This window comes from Collinsella sp. TM09-10AT, from assembly GCF_003436275.1.
Lineage (GTDB): Bacteria > Actinomycetota > Coriobacteriia > Coriobacteriales > Coriobacteriaceae > Collinsella.
Genome location: NZ_QSOP01000017.1, coordinates 32,853 through 49,253, shown reverse-complemented (window position 1 = coordinate 49,253; position 16,401 = coordinate 32,853). Strand labels below are relative to the sequence as shown.

The 16,401-nt window shown below is 59.5% G+C and carries 17 protein-coding genes; all 17 read right to left on the bottom strand.

Annotated elements, in window-relative coordinates; translation table 11 throughout:
* Positions 1-110: 110 nt before the first annotated feature.
* The 17 genes from DXD77_RS07780 to DXD77_RS07700 all read right to left on the bottom strand — a co-directional run bounded on the left by DXD77_RS07780 (position 111) and on the right by DXD77_RS07700 (position 16,374).
* A complete protein-coding gene (locus tag DXD77_RS07780; protein WP_117648361.1) occupies positions 111-1,277 on the bottom strand; it encodes an SIS domain-containing protein in 1,167 nt (388 codons plus the stop codon).
* A gap of 114 nt (positions 1,278-1,391) precedes the next feature.
* Positions 1,392-2,123: a GntR family transcriptional regulator gene (locus tag DXD77_RS07775; protein WP_089572401.1), complete on the bottom strand. Its 732-nt coding sequence runs from the start codon at positions 2,121-2,123 to the stop codon at positions 1,392-1,394.
* Between the two features lie 184 nt (positions 2,124-2,307).
* Positions 2,308-3,390 (bottom strand): PTS system mannose/fructose/sorbose family transporter subunit IID, encoded by a 1,083-nt coding sequence (locus tag DXD77_RS07770; RefSeq protein WP_117648360.1) that lies wholly within the window; start codon positions 3,388-3,390, stop codon positions 2,308-2,310.
* The gene (locus DXD77_RS07765) at positions 3,380-4,180 is read right to left on the bottom strand and encodes a PTS sugar transporter subunit IIC (RefSeq protein ID WP_117648359.1); all 801 of its coding nucleotides are present in this window, start codon (positions 4,178-4,180) and stop codon (positions 3,380-3,382) included. The genes DXD77_RS07770 and DXD77_RS07765 overlap by 11 nt, the downstream gene beginning before the upstream one ends.
* Before the next feature lie 89 nt (positions 4,181-4,269).
* Entirely contained in the window at positions 4,270-4,752 is a 483-nt protein-coding gene (agaV, locus tag DXD77_RS07760) for a PTS N-acetylgalactosamine transporter subunit IIB (RefSeq protein ID WP_089572404.1), read from the bottom strand.
* Positions 4,753-4,788: 36 nt separating this feature from the next.
* A complete protein-coding gene (gene yajC, locus DXD77_RS07755) occupies positions 4,789-5,070 on the bottom strand; it encodes a preprotein translocase subunit YajC (protein WP_022094612.1) in 282 nt (93 codons plus the stop codon).
* Entirely contained in the window at positions 5,070-5,513 is a 444-nt protein-coding gene (gene agaF, locus DXD77_RS07750) for a PTS galactosamine/N-acetylgalactosamine transporter subunit IIA (RefSeq protein WP_117648358.1), read from the bottom strand. Before agaF ends, yajC begins: the two co-directional genes overlap by 1 nt.
* Positions 5,514-6,143: 630 nt before the next feature.
* Positions 6,144-7,226: a hypothetical protein gene (locus DXD77_RS07745; protein ID WP_117648357.1), complete on the bottom strand. Its 1,083-nt coding sequence runs from the start codon at positions 7,224-7,226 to the stop codon at positions 6,144-6,146.
* Between the two features lie 126 nt (positions 7,227-7,352).
* Positions 7,353-8,438, bottom strand: a complete 1,086-nt coding sequence (locus DXD77_RS07740; RefSeq protein ID WP_117564744.1) for an isocitrate/isopropylmalate dehydrogenase family protein — start codon at positions 8,436-8,438, stop codon at positions 7,353-7,355.
* A 6-nt stretch (positions 8,439-8,444) separates the two neighbouring features.
* Entirely contained in the window at positions 8,445-9,143 is a 699-nt protein-coding gene (locus DXD77_RS07735) for a HEAT repeat domain-containing protein (RefSeq protein ID WP_117564743.1), read from the bottom strand.
* Positions 9,144-9,158: 15 nt separating this feature from the next.
* Positions 9,159-9,587 (bottom strand): hypothetical protein, encoded by a 429-nt coding sequence (locus DXD77_RS07730; protein WP_055310425.1) that lies wholly within the window; start codon positions 9,585-9,587, stop codon positions 9,159-9,161.
* Between the two features lie 5 nt (positions 9,588-9,592).
* Positions 9,593-10,672, bottom strand: coding sequence for an NAD(P)-dependent oxidoreductase (locus tag DXD77_RS07725; protein ID WP_117564742.1), 1,080 nt, complete (start codon positions 10,670-10,672; stop codon positions 9,593-9,595).
* A 98-nt stretch (positions 10,673-10,770) separates the two neighbouring features.
* Positions 10,771-11,724 (bottom strand): DegV family protein, encoded by a 954-nt coding sequence (locus tag DXD77_RS07720; protein WP_089572413.1) that lies wholly within the window; start codon positions 11,722-11,724, stop codon positions 10,771-10,773.
* A 79-nt stretch (positions 11,725-11,803) separates the two neighbouring features.
* Positions 11,804-12,388, bottom strand: coding sequence for a ribosome hibernation-promoting factor, HPF/YfiA family (hpf, locus tag DXD77_RS07715; protein ID WP_035137685.1), 585 nt, complete (start codon positions 12,386-12,388; stop codon positions 11,804-11,806).
* 316 nt (positions 12,389-12,704) lie between these two features.
* The gene (locus DXD77_RS07710; RefSeq protein ID WP_233506773.1) at positions 12,705-13,715 is read right to left on the bottom strand and encodes an ABC transporter substrate-binding protein; all 1,011 of its coding nucleotides are present in this window, start codon (positions 13,713-13,715) and stop codon (positions 12,705-12,707) included.
* A gap of 732 nt (positions 13,716-14,447) precedes the next feature.
* Positions 14,448-15,557 (bottom strand): hypothetical protein, encoded by a 1,110-nt coding sequence (locus DXD77_RS07705; RefSeq protein WP_117648356.1) that lies wholly within the window; start codon positions 15,555-15,557, stop codon positions 14,448-14,450.
* 10 nt (positions 15,558-15,567) lie between these two features.
* Positions 15,568-16,374, bottom strand: coding sequence for a double zinc ribbon domain-containing protein (locus tag DXD77_RS07700; protein ID WP_233502324.1), 807 nt, complete (start codon positions 16,372-16,374; stop codon positions 15,568-15,570).
* Between the last annotated feature and the right edge of the window lie 27 nt (positions 16,375-16,401).

The window sequence follows — 16,401 nt, the reverse complement described above, 5'->3', positions numbered from 1 at the left end:
ACCGCCTCGCGGTGACATCGTTTTTATGTCAACCTTGGTCTAACAGAGCCAAACAAAAAGCGCCCGCCCGCCGTTATGAGCGGACGGGCGCCCTTACAGGGGGGACGCGATTAAGCGGTGAAGGGGTGAATCGTCACGCCCTTAACCACGCGGTTGACCGTGCCGGTGGGGCTCGGCGTATCGGGCGTGTTGCCCACGCGCACGGAGTTGAGCAGGCTGATGGCCTGGGCAAACATCACGAACGGCAGGGCAAGGTAGCCCTCGGGGAGTGCCTCATAGCCCTTAAAGGTGAAGGACTCGCCCTCGTAGACGGTAGCGCCATCCTGCTGAACGGCAACGGTGTGCTGAGCGATCTCGTCGCCACCGATCTCGTTGAGGATGTCGATATCGTACTGACGGGTGTAGGCATCGTTGTTGACGAACACGAACACGAGGGTCTTGTCGTCGACGAAGGACTTGGGTCCGTGACGATAACCCATAGAGGTGTCGTAGGAAGTAGCGACCAGACCGTGAGCGAGCTCGAGGATCTTGAGCTGGCTCTCCTGGGCAAGGCCACCGAAGGAGCCGGAACCCAAGTAGGTCACGCGATTGAAGTTGCCAGCCAGGTAATCGGCGACCTCGGGCTCACGAGCGATGACCTCCTCGCCCATCTTGGCGATGGTCTCGACCCACTCGGCCTTCTGCTCGTCGGAAGCCTCGTCAAAGATGAGGGTAGAGAGCAGGGTCATGCAGGTGTAGGAACCGGTCATGGCGAAGCCCTTGTCGTTGGCGCGCGGGATGAGCAGCGTCAGCGCATTGGGGTCATCAGCGGACTCGACGGCGAGCTTGCCCTCGGGCGCGCAGGTGATGTTGAGGAACTTGACGTTGTGGACGAGCTCCTTGGCAACGGCAACGGCGGCAAGGCTCTCGGGGCTGTTGCCAGAGCGGGCAAAGGAAACCACGAGCGTGGGATCCTCAGCGCGCAGGAAGTCGCGCGGGGCGCTCACGATGTCGGTCGTGGCGATGGGCTTAAAGTCGTAGAGATCAGTGTTGCCGGCGTGACGCAGATACGGGGCGCAGGTATCGCCAACATAGTCGGACGTACCGGCACCGGTGAAGACAACGGACAGACGGCCCTCGCCCATAGCACGAGCCTCGGTAAGGAAGGCCTCGATGGCCTCCTTGTTCTCGCGATAGATGTTGAGCGTATCACGCCAAAGCTCGGGCTGCTGAGCAATCTCGGCCGTGGTGATCTGGGCGCCGAGCTCGGTGAGCTCCTCGACACTCTTCTCGAACATTTCTAATACCTCTCTCTAGAAGTAATCCTCTGACGTGCAATTATACACTTCGGTTGGTTATCTGGTAGTAACCAGTTAAATGCAAAGAATCACCATATGGAAACGATGCGGACACTAGTTGCTACGCTGGTGGTAAACCTTGTATTTAAACTGATCGGCACGAGCAACCGAGAGTGTATACTCCACAACCTCGTTTGACTCGTTATACGTAGTCCTGACTAAATCGAGCACAGGCGAGCCCTCGACAATTCCCAAAAGGTGGGCGTCGGTGGGACGGGCTATGCTCGCATAGAACTCCTCTTCGGCCACGCGTATCTTTTGCTGAAAGTCTTGCTCAATCACATCGTAAAGCGGCTTGCGCTCCAGCAGTGGTCGCTTTAGGGACAGAAATTGACGAACCGGTAGATAGCTGCGTTCGACCATCATGGGCATGTTGTCGGCAGAACGAAGGCGCTTGAGCTTAAAAATGCGATCACCGATACGTAATCCCATATGCTCGGCCAGATTCTTATCGGCCTCCATCTCGCAAAAATCGAGAATCGTGGTCTCGGGGTCGCGACCCATCGCGCGCATCTGCTCGGTAAAGCTGTAGGACTGCATAAGATTGGTTGCCTTTGCCGAACGGTCGGTCACAAAGGTACCGCGACCGTGCTGCCGAACCACCAGTCCTAAACGCTCCAGTTCCTGCAGAGCTAGGCGTACCGTAGTGCGCGAGAGACCATAGCGCTCCGAAAGTTCGCGCTCGGAAGGAATCATGTCACCGGCGCGATATTCATGGTCAATCTTTTCGGTCAGAATATCGACCAGCTGATCGTACAGCGGTTGCTTACGCGCTCCGATCGCCATCCTATCCTCCCTTTTGCTCAAACTAGGCTACTACCTTGGGTGTTAAGCATTATCGGTCTGCAACACCCGAATCATTAAGAAAACAAAAGCCGCGCGCTCTTTCGAGCACGCGGCTTTTAACATACACATGGCTTAAGGGGTCGGGGTGTGAGCCGCGTAGGGACACACCCCTCAAGCTAGAGCCTTACCAGATGCTCGGCCAGAGACCAAGCGGGCCAGCGCCCAGGATGCCCAGGACGAAGAGCAGCAGAATGCCCTTGGTCGGGGTCCAGCTGTGCTTAGCGAACATGTAGTAAAGCAGCAGCGTAAGCATAAGCGGGACGAGCTTCGGGACGATGGTGTTGAGGGTGTCGGCAACGGAGAAGTTGACCGGATCCTCGGTGACGGTGCCGTAGGTAACGGACGCCATGCCGTTGCCCAGATCGGTGACGCCGCACTCGACAGCGTTGCCGTCGACATCGGAAGCGGTAAGAGCGTTACCGTCGGCATCGGTCATGGCCATGGTGCCAGCCTCAGCGGTCTCGGTATCAATACCCTCCAGGCCGGTGAAGTTCTCGGCCTCCTCCTCGGAGACGACAACCGTGTGGGCAGCAATGCCGCGGGTGGTGCCGTTGGGGATCTGGAGGTTGATCTGGGTGCCACCCATGGTGACGACCAGGCAACCGACGACGAAGACGCCCATGATGGAAGCGGCACGCGTAAAGGCCTGCATGTTGGCGGTCAGAGCGTCAATAGCGCTGGTGCCAAGCTTGTAGGACCAGTTCATGAGCCAGAAGCGCAGAGCGAACTGGACGACGTTGAAGATCACCAGGAAGATCAGCGGCGCAGCGGCGTTACCGTTGATAGCCATGTTGGAGGTGATGCCGGCCGTGATAGGCACGAGCGTCAGCCAGAACAGGGCGTCACCGATACCACCGAGCGGGCCCATTGCGGCGACGCGGACGGCGCGGATCGTGGGGATGTCAACCTTGTTCTGCTCGAGCGAAAGCACGATACCCATAACAAAGGTGACGAGGAACGGGTGAGTGTTGAAGAACTCCAGGTTGTGGCTCATGGAAGCCGCGAGGTCGTTCTTGTTGGTGTGGATCTTCTCCAGACCGGGGATGATGGAGTAGAGCCAGCCAGCGGCCTGCATACGCTCGTAGTTGAACGAGGCCTGCAGGAAGCAGGAGCGCCAAGCCATCTTGTTGAGGGTCTTCTGGTCGAGCTGCGGAGCAGGAGTGAGATCCTCGTAGTGCTCCGGGATCACATACTCATTAGATGCCATCTTCGAAGTCACCTCCGTCAGAAACAGCTGCACCCTTCAGCTCGGTCTGCTGCTGGAAGTCCCAGAAGGCGATGCCGAAGCCGATGAGAGCGAGGATGAGCAGAGCAGGGGTTGCCAGAGAATCGTTGGCAACGGTGATGAGCGCGAGGCCAAAGCCCATGAGGAAGAAGCCCCACATATCGCGGTTCATCATAACCTTGAGCAGGACGGCGAAGCCGACGAAGCGCATCATGCCGCCTGCAGCGGAGAGACCGGTCTGCAGCCAATCCGGAATGGCGGCGGCGATGGTCGCACCGATGGTGGCGCCAGCGATGAAGAACAGCGTGACGACGATAGCGAAGATCAGGCCGAGCAGGGTCATGGCGAAGTAGTTCAGGCGCTCGATGCCCTTGGTGTCCGCGTTGTGAGCCATGTTATCGGCCGAGGACATAAGCGGGGACATAAGCGTGAAGACCAGGGTAACACCAAGCTGGCCAAGCAGAGCGAACGGAATGGCGAGGCCGACTGCCGCGTTGGGCTCGAGCTTCGTAGCGATAGCGAGAATGGCTGCCATGATGCCGCCGATGACGGCGTTAGGCGGCTGAGCGCCTCCGATCGGCATGTTGCCGATCGTCATGAGCTGATAAGTACCACCCACGAGAAGACCGGTGTTGAGGTCGCCAAGGATAAGACCGATGACGGCGCCGGTGACGATGGGCTGATAGAGAGACTCGAGGAAGTTGAACTGGTCGATTGCCGCGATGAACGTAACAACGAAGACCAGTGCGACCTGAATGATCGAGAATTCCATCTTGCTCCTCCTTTCAAAATGTATGTACGCACTTTTGGTTCACGTACAGAATGTCAGGGTTTCACTCCTGACAACGTGGATCACGAGGATTACGAGAAGAGCTTGCTCGTATCCTCAACAGGCGTGCTCGGAACGCGCCTGATCTCCAACTCCACCCCCAATTCCTGCAGCTCTTTAAACGCAGCGACATCCTCGTCGTTAACTGCGACGGAGGTGGCGACTTGGCGCTTTCCTTCCGACATGTGCATGTTGCCGATGTTTACCTTCTTTATAGGCACACCGCCCTTGACGAGCGTAAGCACGTCTTCCGGTGTTTCGGCCACGATGAAGATCTTCTGGCGCGGGCTCGCCTTGCCAATGACGTCGATGGTCTTCTGCAGGGAGAAGAAACGCGTAGCGACGCCGGCGGGAGCGGCCATCTTCATGAGGTTCTGACGCATGGTGTTGGTCGACACATCGTCGTTGGCGACGAGGATGAGGTTGGAGCCCAGGGTGGAGTTCCACTGGGTAGCGACCTGACCATGGACCAGTCGGTTATCGATGCGGGTAAGAAGAATGTTGGGTTCTGCCATGTTGATCAGCTTCCTTTCGTTATTTGCTGACGACAGTTACTTGATCTCCTGAATCGCGTAACGCGAAACATCTACGACGGCACCGGATCGGACTTTGATCTGGACCTTTTCGCCTTCGATGCCCTTGACGGTTCCGTAGATACCGCCGGCGAAAAGAACCTCCTGACCCGGCTTGAGCTCGGTGTGCAGCTCCTTGAAGTACTTCTGCTTCTTCTTCATGTTGATTTGCGACCAGATGGTGTAAATCAAGCCCATGATGACAAGCAGGCCTAAAAGGGCGACCGAGGAGCTCAGGACGTTGGCTCCGAAATCGGCCATTAGATGCCGTCCTCGTCGCCGAAGATATCCTCTTCCTCGGAACCGGCAACGGATGCGACCGTCTGGGCGGTGATGCCCGTCTGGCCAACGGTCACGGCCTGCTCGCCAAGCTCGGCGAGCGTGGCGTTACCGCGGAGGAACAGAAGCTCAATAACCATGGGAAGGTTGGTGCCAGTCAGAACCTCGACGTTGTCGACATCCTGGGCAATCATCATTGCCTGGTTGAACGGGGTGCCGCCAAGCAGGTCGGTAAAGACGAGCACGCCATCGCACTCCTCGCGCATGGCGGTAATAGCGGCGCGGAGATCCTCACCGTAGGAAGCAGCCTGGTCGCCCTCAAAAGGAACGACGGTAAAAGCGGGCTGGTCGCCGGCAACCATAGCGATAGCACTTGCAAGGCCGGGTGCGAACTGTCCATGACCGGTAAGAATAAAGCCAACCATTCAAATTTCCCTTCCGAAGGTGTGTACGATCTGAGTCCGATGATGTTCGGAAGCCAACGGGCAATCGCCCTTAAAGCTTCTTGGAAAGCGTTCTTTGAGAACCAGTGGTCTCTCAACTGGTAGTAACCACGTGACGTGTTGTTGTCACTATATCACCACAGAAGAGGTTACTTTCGTTGATTCAAACAGTAAAACGTTTTTGCACCGTTCACGGTAAAAAATCGACCGTTTACCGCTCGTTAACACTTCTACCTGCGGTTTTGAAACCGTATCGAAATACTTTGACGAAAGATCGGAACCTTTTCTGTGTCTAAACAACGCAGGGTGGCTAAAAATGGCGTATAGAAAAATTGCAGGTCATTGTGAAGATTTGTGAATTGGTCTTTTTGACTTAATACCAGTAAGAACCAGTTTCGATATTATCGGTGAACGGTAGTTTTCGACCGTTCACCGGTTATTTGCAATCGTTTACGGCCGTTTTCCCGGATGAATTGAGGATACCCGATGAAGCACTTGCGCGGGCGCAAGTCCTATCCTAGTGGTTTCGGTAACAAAATGCCCGCTAGAACGTTGTCGTTCTAGCGGGCTTAATCAGGTAGATCGGTTAGCGCGCAGTAGTGCAGACAGATCTTACGCAAACAGGCCGTAGATGCTGATGTTGGCCTTGGCGTAGAGGCCGTTAGCATACTCGGTCCACTTGGAGCTGGCGCTTGAGGCCTGCGAAGAGTACTGCTGGTAGGCGGTGTAATAGGCGGTCATGGCCTGCTTATAGGTTGCGCTATCGGCAGTAAAGGCATCGTCGGCGAACGCCTTAGCGTAGGTGCTGTCGGCGTCCTTCCAAGTACCCTTCTCGCTATCCCACTCGTCGCCGGCAAGGTTGATGATGTAGTCGGCGTAGTCCTTGCTCGCGGTCTCCTCGTTGCCGTCAGCAGGCTCGGTCGGGGCGGTCGGCATGCTTGCAGAGCTATCGCCCACCTTCTTCTTGTAGAGCTTTTGCAGCGTCGCGGACTGACGGACGATCTGCTTGGCCTGGTCCTTGGACACGCCGTACTGCGTGGCCATGGTCTTGTAGTCCGAAGTGCCGATGGAATCCTCGGCGTACTTCTTCATCTCCTTAGAAGAGACGGTAATGCCCTCGTCCTCGGCAGCGTCGAGCAGGATCTTGTTGCGCACATAGGACAGGATAACGTCGGCAGACGGAGCGGTGTAGTTGCCATCGCTATCCTTGACGGTGTCGAGGCTGTACTGGCTCTCGATAGCCTCGCGCGCGGTGATATCGCTCTTCTTGCCGTTGTAGCTATAGCTTGCCACGGTCGAATCGAGCTGGTCCTCGGTCAGGGTCGACGAGCCGACACCCTTGCCGCCAAAGCCGCCATTGCCAATAAAGAAGCCGACCACCGCAGCAATCACGATGGCGACCACAAAGGCGGCGATCATCGTCTTCTTGTGCTTGGATGCATGGTCGTCCGCATCGGAGTCGTCCTCGTCCTGCTCCTCGGGCATGAGGTTCTCGTCGGCGGCGTCCGCGGCGATCTTTGCCTCCAGGCGAGCATCCTCCTCCTCGGCCGTCGTGCCGGCGGCAATGTGCTCGGCAGACGTGCCGGCGACCAGGTCGATCTTCTCGTCCTCGTCACCGTCGGGGCCTTCGCCGCGCTCGATGATCTGGATGCCGTCGATCTCGTCCTTCTCGTCCTTCTTTTGAATCAGACCCATATCAATTACTCCTTGTTAGGAAACATAGTCCCCAATAGAATACGCCCGACGAGGCGCCGGGCGTATTCATTCTTAGGTTATACGCAAACACTTAAGTACTATTTAGGCGTTTGCAGCGTGCGTACCTTAGGCCAGGTGCGCGATAACGGCATCGGCAAAGGCCTGCGTGCCCACGGCCCCCTCGACGGAGCCGGTCTGAGCACGGCGCACGTCACCGGTAACCTGCTCGCCCTCGCCAAGCGTGGCGGAGACGGCGGCGCGAATGCGGTTGGCGGCGTCGTTCTCGCCCAGGTGATCGAGCATCATCGCAGCAGAGAGAATCTCGGCCGTGGGGTTGGCGATATCCTGACCGGCGATATCGGGCGCGGAGCCGTGCGTTGCCTCAAAGATGGCGCAATCGGCACCGATGTTGGAACCCGGAGCCATACCCAGGCCACCAACCAGGCCGGCGCACAGGTCGCTCACGATGTCGCCGTACAGGTTGGGCAGCACCAAGACATCGAAGTCGTTGGGGTTCTGGACCAGGCCCATGCAGGTGGCGTCGACGATCTTGTCGTTGAACTCGATATCGGGATAGTTGGAGGCCACCTCGCGCGCTACGCGCAGGAACAAGCCGTCGGTCGCCTTCATGATGTTGGCCTTATGCACGGCCGTCACCTTTTTGCGGCCGCAGCGGCGGGCATACTCAAAGGCATACTCCACAATGCGGCGGCTCTTGGCGATGGAGATCGGCTTGATCGAGATCGCGGAATCGGCGGCGAAGGTCTTTTGGCCCGAACGCTCGACAAGCTGCGAGAGCTCCTCGACCTCGGCAGCGCCCTCATCGAACTCGATGCCGGCGTAGAGGTCCTCGGTGTTCTCGCGCACGATGACCAGGTCGACGTCGCGGAAGCGCGAGCCGTCGCCCGGCTGCGACAGGCAGGGGCGCACGCAGGCGTACAGGTCGAAGTGCTTGCGCAGGGCGACGTTAACGCTGCGGAAGCCCGTGCCGACCGGCGTGGTGATGGGGCCCTTGATGGCAACCTTGGTCTCGGCGACCGCATCGAGCACATGTTGGGGCAGCGGCGTGCCAAACTCGTCCATGACGCCGGCACCGGCCTCCTGGACGTTCCAGTTGATCTGGACACCGGTGGCCTCGACCACGCGGCGCATGGCCTGCGTAATCTCGGGACCGATACCGTCACCGGGAATCAGGACTACATCGTGCGCCATAATCTGTTACTCCTCGTCTTCGGCGTCGTCAGATTTTTTTACGCTAGCACGCTTCTTCTTTTTGGAGAGATCCAGGCCAAAACGTTTAACAAGCATTTCGCAAATCTCGCTCGAACGGGCCTTAAGATAGCTGCCCTTACCGTTCTCGGCATCGAACTTAAGGCGCAGCGCAAGCTTCTCGGCAACCTCGGCGTCGATCTCGCCCTGGCAAAACTCGTACAGGCAACCGAGCATGTCGCGATACTCAAGGTCGCCGTGGTAGCACTGGATGGCCTCGTCCAGGATGGGCCAAGCCTCGCGCGAACGCTCGACGCTCGTGGCGCCCCACACGCACAGCAGGCGGAAGGCGGCATAGCGCAGCGTGGAGGAGATCTCGTCGAACAGTGCGGTCTCGGCGCCCTCAAAGGCATCGCCCAGCTGCTCGGGGCAGGTGGTGGCGAGCGCCGTCAGGGCATCGAGGGCCTCCCAGCGGGTCTGCGCCTCGGGGCGGTCGAGCGCCTCGATCAACGCGGGCACGCAGGGCACGACGCGCTGCGGATCGCGCTCGGCAAGCAGGTGCAGCACGCGGGCGGCAAACTGGCGGATGCGGCGCGTGGGGCAGCCGAGCTCCTGGACCAGACGGTCGACGGCGTTCTCGTTCTCCTCCGCCAGCTGGAGCTGTGCCAGCTCCTCGTCGGTGAGCTGTTCGTCTTTGTTTTCTGCCATAGTTACCTCTTCTTTTTATTTCTTGGCGTGCTTGCCAGCACCCTTGCTGTCATCGGTGACCGAGATGAGCTGCCGGTCGGCCGCGCCATTGCGACGTGCACGGCGGCGCTCCTCGGCGTCGCCCGCGTCGGCGGCGGCGCGATGAGCCTTGTTGACGTTAAAAACCTCGTCGTGCTTGCGCCATGGACCGACGGACTCGCCAAAGCTCATCTTAAGGCCGGCGATAAAGCCGCCGAGCCAGCCGATCGGCGCAAACTGCACCAGCGGGAACAGCGAGAACACCCAGGTCAGTAGGACGACCGCCGCCGCTCCTGCAAAGTTGGCAATCCAGTAGTCGCGCTTGGTGATGACACGCTTTTCGCACGCCCACTGGCCGCACAGAAAGCCGATGTAGATCGCAAAGAGAAAGAGTACCAGCGCAAGCACCACGAACGTCCAGCTCATGGGCGCTACTCCCCGTGATGGTGGCCGCAGCAGCACTCGTGGCCGTCGTCATGGCCGTGGCCGCCGCAGCACTCGTGGTCCTCGCCATGGTGATGGCCACAGCCGCACTCATGGTCCTCGCCGTGCTCGCCGCAACCGCAACCTTCCTCGTGAGCGCCATGCTCCTCGGGGCGATACTGCGACCAGTCCAGACCGGCGGCGATGGCGTCGGCCTCCTCCTTGTAGAGAACCGTGATGGCCTGGGTGCCCAGCTTGGCGCCACCGATGGCGTCGAGCATGTCGTAGAGCGTAAAAGCGACGTCGGCACCGGGCAGCGCGAGCTCGCGGTCATCGGCGTAAGCGAGCGCCAAGCGCAGGTCCTTAATGAAGTGCTCGACCATAAAGCCGGGCTTGTAGTCGCCGTCAAGCGCCTTGGGAGCCAGGCTCTCCATGGCGCCGGACTTGCCGGTACCGCCCAGGATCATCTGGCGGGTCTTCTCCAGGTCAAGGCCGCTCAGCTCGGCAAATGCCATGGCGTCTGCCATGCCGACCATGCAGGCGCCCAGCGACACCTGGTTGGCGAGCTTGGCAGCCTGGCCCTTGCCGGCGCCGTCGAAGCAGCAGATGTTGGCCGCAAAGGTGGCAAGGATGTCGCGGACCGGCGCGATGTCGTTCTCGGTAGCGCCCACGATAGCCGTGAGCGTACCGGCGATAGCGCCCGACTCGCCGCCGGTGACGGGGCAGTCAAACGCCATGCGGCCGGAAACCTGGGCGGCCTCGGCAATGTCGCGCGCCAGCTCGGGCGAGCTTGTGGTGAGGTCGATCAGGACCGCGCCGGGCTTAGTGCACGCGAGCAGGCCGTCGCCCGCCAGGTAGAGCTCCTCGACCTCGGAGGGATAACCCACCATGGTAAAGACGACGTCGGCGTTCGCCACGGCATCTGCCGGCGTATCGGCCCAGACGGCGCCGCGCTCGATAAGCGCGGCGGCCTTGGACTTGGTACGGTTGTTGACCGTGACGGGATAGCCGGCATCCAGGATGTGGCCGGCGATGGGGGCACCCATGATTCCGGCGCCGATGAATGCGACAGAGAGCTTGTTTGCCATGAAGCCTTTCCTTTTGGGTTGGGTGTTATTACCAGGTTGAATACTCGGTGCCAGCGTTTGGGCTGTGAGTTGGGATCGATTACGGCCGCGTTACTTGCCTACTGACCGCGCACGCGGCGGGCGATACGGTCGGAAAGCGACGCCTTGTCGGCGCGGTTCTTACCCCAAAACGCGCAGGCCACCATGCCGGGGCCCACGTGCGAGCCGATGGTAGGACCGACGGAGCTGCGAATGATCGTGACGTCGGCGCAACCCTCCTCCTTGCGGATGGCGGCTTCGAGCCAGTCGCCGTCCTTTTCGGCATCGGCCGTCATAATGGCGATGGGCATGGTGCGATCGGGCACGTAGTTCTCGCGGAACGACTTGAGGATGGACTTGAGCGCCTTCTTGCGACCGCGGTTGACGCCGATCAGCGACAGCGAGCCGGCCAGGTCGTAGGAGAGCTCGGGCTTGACGTCGAGCTTTGCCGTGAGCTGCGCCGCCGCGGGCGGAATGCGGCCGCCGGCAGCCAGCGCATCGAAGCTCTCGAGCGTAAAGTAACCGTGCACGTAGGTCTTGGCCTCGTTTGCCCAATCGACCAGCTGCTTAGCAGTCAGTCCCGCCGAGCGCTGGCGCACGGCCTCGAGCGCCAGGAGCTCGCCGGTCGCGCAGGGCAGAGCGTTGTCGACCACGTACAGCTCAAAGTTGGGATACTCGGCGCGCACGGCGTCCGCCGCCTGGCACGCGGAGTTGTAGCTCGACGACAGCGCCGAGGTAAAGCACAGGTAGACCGTGGGCGTACCCTCTTTGGCGCACTCGGTAAAGAACTCGATATAGCGACCGAGCGACACAGCCGAGGTGGACACGCGGGCACCGGCGCGCATGCGGTCGTAGAACTCCTTGGGTGTGATGCTCGACCAGATGTCATCCGTGCGCTCCTCGCCATCGATAATGAAGGGGAAACCCAAGATATCGACATCGAGGTTCGCGGCGACCTCGGGGCTAAAGTCGCAGCAGGTATCGACGACGATGCGGCAACGGTCCGAATGACCGGCGGATGCGGCCTTGTCCATCAAAGCGACTCCTTACGTAAAAAGGCGGCCACCCGCATGGGATGGCCGCCAGCCGTTAACTCATGCAAGTTAACGTATTTTACTCGTCAAGTGTTTCGATGCGGGGCTTGATGATGCCATATCCACCATTCTTACGGTGATACACCACATTGATAAGGCCGGTCGTCGCGTTCTCGAACACGTAGAAGTCGTGACCGAGCAGATCGGTCTGCACCAGCGCCTGCTCCTCAGTCATCGGAGTGACGTCGATAACCTTCTCGCGGACGAGCAGGTCGTCTTCCTCCTCGGGCAGCAGCAGGTCGGCCAGATCCTCGACGCGCTCGACCGGTGCGACATCCGCGGCGCTGGCACCGCCCTGGCGGTTGTCCACGACCTTGGTCTTGAACTTACGCAGCTGGCGGGTGACCTTATCGGCGGAGAGGTCGATGGCGGCGTACATATCTGCACCGTGCTCGGCAACGCGAATCACCGAACCGCGGGCACGAACCGTAACCTCGACGATTGCCGGGTTGGGGTTCGAGGGGTTCTTCTCATAACGAAGTACAACGTCGACCGTCATGGGCTCGATATCGAAAACCTTGAGCGCCTCGCCGATCTTCTCATCCACATGCGCACGCAGAGCATCGGTTACCGTCGTCTTGCGTCCAGAAACCTTGATATCCATACGTGGCTCCAATCTGCCTCGGGGACTTACTGTACTGGCTATGTACCCATTGCCGTGCATTTAATCACGCGGATTCCTAAAGACCCGAATAACGACTGCTTGATACCGCATACCGAAGTCTCGCACTTTTCTGTGGCAAAGTGCGCTATGGAAGAGCGAGGCGACTTTGGTTTTGCACCTAAAAAATGTCTTTGACCTGCTGGTTTTATGGAAACGAAAAAGCCGGGCTCCCCTGTTGGGAGAGCCCGGCGATGCGTGTTGAAACCGTGAAGAGGCGTCCCTCCTAGCGCATAGGAGACGCCACCCCTAGCAATAACTAGCTATTGAGCTTGTTAATGTCGTCGTCGGTGATAGTGCCCTCCTGGCTGGACGATTTATCCTCGGAGGATGCACCATCGCTGCTCGAATCGGAGGATGCGGACTCGCTGGATCCGGTGTCGGTCGGCTGCACGTCGGCGCCCGAGACCGTCTTGGTGGTGAGGTCATAGGGCATCGTGCCGTACCAGACGGAGTGGACCGCCTCGAGCGTACCGTCGACCGTGATGCCGTCGAGGGCATCGCTCACGGCACGGCACAGTTCGTCATTGGACGAGAGGCCCGCAACACCAAGCGTCGAGGGCGCCTCGAGCGCACCGACATAGGAGATCTCGCTCATCAGGCGTGCAAGGTAGCCGCCGGCCGTGGAGTCGCAGATCACATAGTCGACCTCGCCGGACTCGAGCGCCTCAAAGCACTCGTTGATGTTGGGGTAGGTCTTTTGGTTGGCGGTGATGCTCTGCTTAGCAAGCGCCTCCTGCGAGGCCGAGGACATCTGGACACCCAGAGTAGACGTGTTAAGGGTATCGGTGGAAACGTTTAGCGACCCACCATCGCTGGTTCTACCGAACACGGAAGCGGCATCGTACAGGCAGGTGCCGAGCGAGCTAACGTCCCCGTCCGTGGAGTTGATCTCGCCGATAAAGATATCAGCCTTTTTGTCGCCGAGCGCGGAACCTGCCGAGGACGCATCGACAAAGGCGACCTTAAGGCCCATGCGGCTTGCGAGGGCGCGGGCGGCGTCGACCGCATACCCCGTGAGCTCGCCGTCGGTGCCCTGCATGGCCTGCGGCGCATCGGAAGTATCGAGGGCGACCGTCAGGGTACCGGGGGTGACCAGGGCATCATCCGACACCGTGGGCGTGACGGTCTCGTACTCGATCTGGTCGATCGTGGGAGTCGTGAACGTAGACAGCGGGTTGAACGCGCATCCGCTCAGACCCAAAACGGCGATGACCGCTGCGGTCCCAGCACCTAACCGAGCCGCGTGCATCAAGCTGCCCCTCACCATGTCCACTACCCTGCCTTCTGTGTCGTATACGATCCGTGCGATGCGCGGAATATCAGATTGTTCCCACCAGCTGACCTGGTATTTGACCCCACACTTGCGCACCGGGGTGTTTGCTCGGGAGGCCGCAGCCACCTTCACGACTGGCCCGCTCGCCCGCGAGGCGGTATTGCCCCAAAGAAAGTAGAACGGACGGTGCGGCTTACATCTAGGACGCGCCATGATCGCGCCGCGCGCACGCGGTCGCTTACGTGGATCCCTTTGACCGCGTCTGTCTTGGACTAGGACGGGCATTTCGTCCGTCCGCAACCACAGCCTGGTAGGAACGTAGCGCATTATAGCTAAGTTCAAGCTAAAGTTTAAGGTTAGGGGCGTCATTCGCATCGCGAGTACAGATTTCGCAGGTCGGAGTGGGCTATTCGTGCCCCTGTGAAGCCCGGAGCTCCCCTATGGGGAGCTCCGGGGCACCCTTCCTAGGGTGCTGTGGCCAAAAAATGGCAAATATGAGTACTGTCACCAATTTAGTAACAGGCAGTTTTAGCCTCTCGGACAGATTTTGCGCTCAGTGTCGCCAACCTGATGCTTAGTTATTCTACATTTGTTTATTATCTTCTTACTTTATGACGCCTCCGAGTCCTAAATTCCTTGATTTTGCTGTTACTGATTTAGTGACAGTACTCATATTTGCCATATTTTGGCCAGGGCATATGATTAACCCCCTATTTTCGACGTGAATTAGACCGGCTTAAGCCCAAAACACGCCCGCAGCGTATTAAGCAACGCCTCTTGCTTCTTCCTGCGGGCATCGACACGATTCCGGTACCGCTTTCGCATACGCTGGTGCATGCGCCATGCGAGCGCTTCCATCGCTTCCATGTCACAGAGCATTTCGTTGTTGACCGTCGCGACCTCGATTCCCATAGTAATCAAGCCCGTGTTGCGCTTTTCATCATGGATACGTCCCCTCCGAGAGGAATGGCCCAGCTCACCGTTGTATTCCAGGTCAAACCGGGCTGCCTCCTGATATGCATCGCAAACTGTATGGGGCATCCCCGAGATTGCCTGCGCACGGTCATCGAACTCGATCTTGTAGTCGGTCTTAAAAGGTCCGCAGGCAAACCCGCCATAGGAAAACGGAAGCGAAAACAGGGCGAGCATGATGCACTCCATGGGCGAGAGCAGGTTTTCCGAAAGATAGGGACACAGACGCAGCAGCTGTTTGGCCACATTCCCCTTGCATGCCGCAAGGTAATCTGCCAGACGATCGGGCATCAGCACCGGCTCGACTTCAAAGTAGCCCACGTCTGCTGGCTGGTCCTTGTCCTTTGCAAGTTTATTCGTAACAGGCGAGGTGTAGGGAGGCAGATACTTCCCGCGGTCGCTCAGTGAAATCTTAGAGCACAGCTCCTGGGCCAGGGCAAATGCCTGGATACAGCCAAGTTCGCGCGCAACGGCAAGGCAGAGGGCCTCGGGAGACAAGCTGTACACCCCCGGTTCCACCTCTAGAATCGAGCCGGCGGGCAACCCGGAACACACGGACCAGCCTACGCTAGGCATGCGGCGGCGCTGCGCCGCAGATCCCACCAGCAAGCACAAATCCTCTTGCACCTCGCCGCTTGCGGCTCCAATTCGCACCAAGTCAGGAAGATAGATATCCTCGGTCGAGGGCGACGACGTGCGCAGCACACGGCGCTCTTCATCGGGATTAAGGTCCTTCCAGCTGATATAGCCCATCTGCCGGCGCTCGGCGCGCATCATGCGCAGCGCTGAAGCGCCTGTTAGGATTACGGAAGCCGCTAGCTGTTCGCCTGTCGGCTCGTTGCGCCGCTCAATCTTCACTGCCACAAAACCACCCCTACCAAACACGTGCGATAGCAAGGCCATCGACTGCCGCAGCGCCGGCACGCTTGAGCTCCGCCGAGGCCGCTGCCATGGTCGCGCCCGTGGTGATAACGTCATCGATAAGCAGTAGACGGCGGCCGCGCACGTCCTCAACCGTCTCGTACATGCCTTGGGCACGCTCGCGACGCTCCTCACGACCGAGTTCGCGCTGGTCGCCATGCCCGTACTTGACGAGGGCATCGAGCAGGGGAACGCCCGACAGCTCGCAAAATGGGCGCGCAATGGCCTCCATATGATCAAAGCCACGCCGCCGAAACGCTGCCGCCGTCGCAGGCACAAACACCACCGCATCCGCACCGGACAGCACACCTCCTAAGCGATCGGGCGCTACGACCTGGGCATGCAGGGCGGTGTCGTAGAGCAGCTCCGCCAGATACGGCGCCAGGCGTCGCTCGCCCGCGTCCTTGTACGCTTTAATGATGCGCGGCAGCGGATGCGCATAGACGGAGCACGCCAGGCAGCGGTCGAGCGCCTCCGCCATTGCCGAGGACGTGCCCTCGACCGAACACTCAGTGCACAGCAAATCCCCAAACGGGGCGCCGCATCGGGTGCAGCTATGACGTGGGTCGATGAGCGTGAGCGCGGCCAGGCAGTCTTGGCAAATAAGCGCACCGGCGCGCTCGCAGCCGGCACATCGTGTTGGCGACAATGCCTCGAGTGCCTCGCGTGCCGCCCGCTCGGCAAACGGCAGCAATTCGTCCGCAAACGGTAGGGCGCCGGCACCCTGCAGACGGCTCAATTTGTTCAGATGGCTCTTCAAGACACAACCCTCCCTACATTCGGTCGC

Coding starts and splice junctions, on each gene's coding strand:
- hpf (WP_035137685.1), bottom strand. CDS start 12,388: ATGGATATCAAGGTTTCTGGACGCAAGACGACGGTAACCGATGCTCTG.
- DXD77_RS07745 (WP_117648357.1), bottom strand. CDS start 7,226: ATGGGTCTGATTCAAAAGAAGGACGAGAAGGACGAGATCGACGGCATC.
- agaV (WP_089572404.1), bottom strand. CDS start 4,752: ATGGCAGAACCCAACATTCTTCTTACCCGCATCGATAACCGACTGGTC.
- DXD77_RS07780 (WP_117648361.1), bottom strand. CDS start 1,277: ATGTTCGAGAAGAGTGTCGAGGAGCTCACCGAGCTCGGCGCCCAGATC.
- DXD77_RS07730 (WP_055310425.1), bottom strand. CDS start 9,587: ATGAGCTGGACGTTCGTGGTGCTTGCGCTGGTACTCTTTCTCTTTGCG.
- DXD77_RS07735 (WP_117564743.1), bottom strand. CDS start 9,143: ATGGCAGAAAACAAAGACGAACAGCTCACCGACGAGGAGCTGGCACAG.
- agaF (WP_117648358.1), bottom strand. CDS start 5,513: ATGGTTGGCTTTATTCTTACCGGTCATGGACAGTTCGCACCCGGCCTT.
- DXD77_RS07770 (WP_117648360.1), bottom strand. CDS start 3,390: ATGGCATCTAATGAGTATGTGATCCCGGAGCACTACGAGGATCTCACT.
- DXD77_RS07710 (WP_233506773.1), bottom strand. CDS start 13,715: ATGGTGAGGGGCAGCTTGATGCACGCGGCTCGGTTAGGTGCTGGGACC.
- DXD77_RS07765 (WP_117648359.1), bottom strand. CDS start 4,180: ATGGAATTCTCGATCATTCAGGTCGCACTGGTCTTCGTTGTTACGTTC.
- yajC (WP_022094612.1), bottom strand. CDS start 5,070: ATGGCCGATTTCGGAGCCAACGTCCTGAGCTCCTCGGTCGCCCTTTTA.
- DXD77_RS07775 (WP_089572401.1), bottom strand. CDS start 2,123: ATGGCGATCGGAGCGCGTAAGCAACCGCTGTACGATCAGCTGGTCGAT.
- DXD77_RS07720 (WP_089572413.1), bottom strand. CDS start 11,724: ATGGACAAGGCCGCATCCGCCGGTCATTCGGACCGTTGCCGCATCGTC.
- DXD77_RS07740 (WP_117564744.1), bottom strand. CDS start 8,438: ATGGCGCACGATGTAGTCCTGATTCCCGGTGACGGTATCGGTCCCGAG.
- DXD77_RS07725 (WP_117564742.1), bottom strand. CDS start 10,672: ATGGCAAACAAGCTCTCTGTCGCATTCATCGGCGCCGGAATCATGGGT.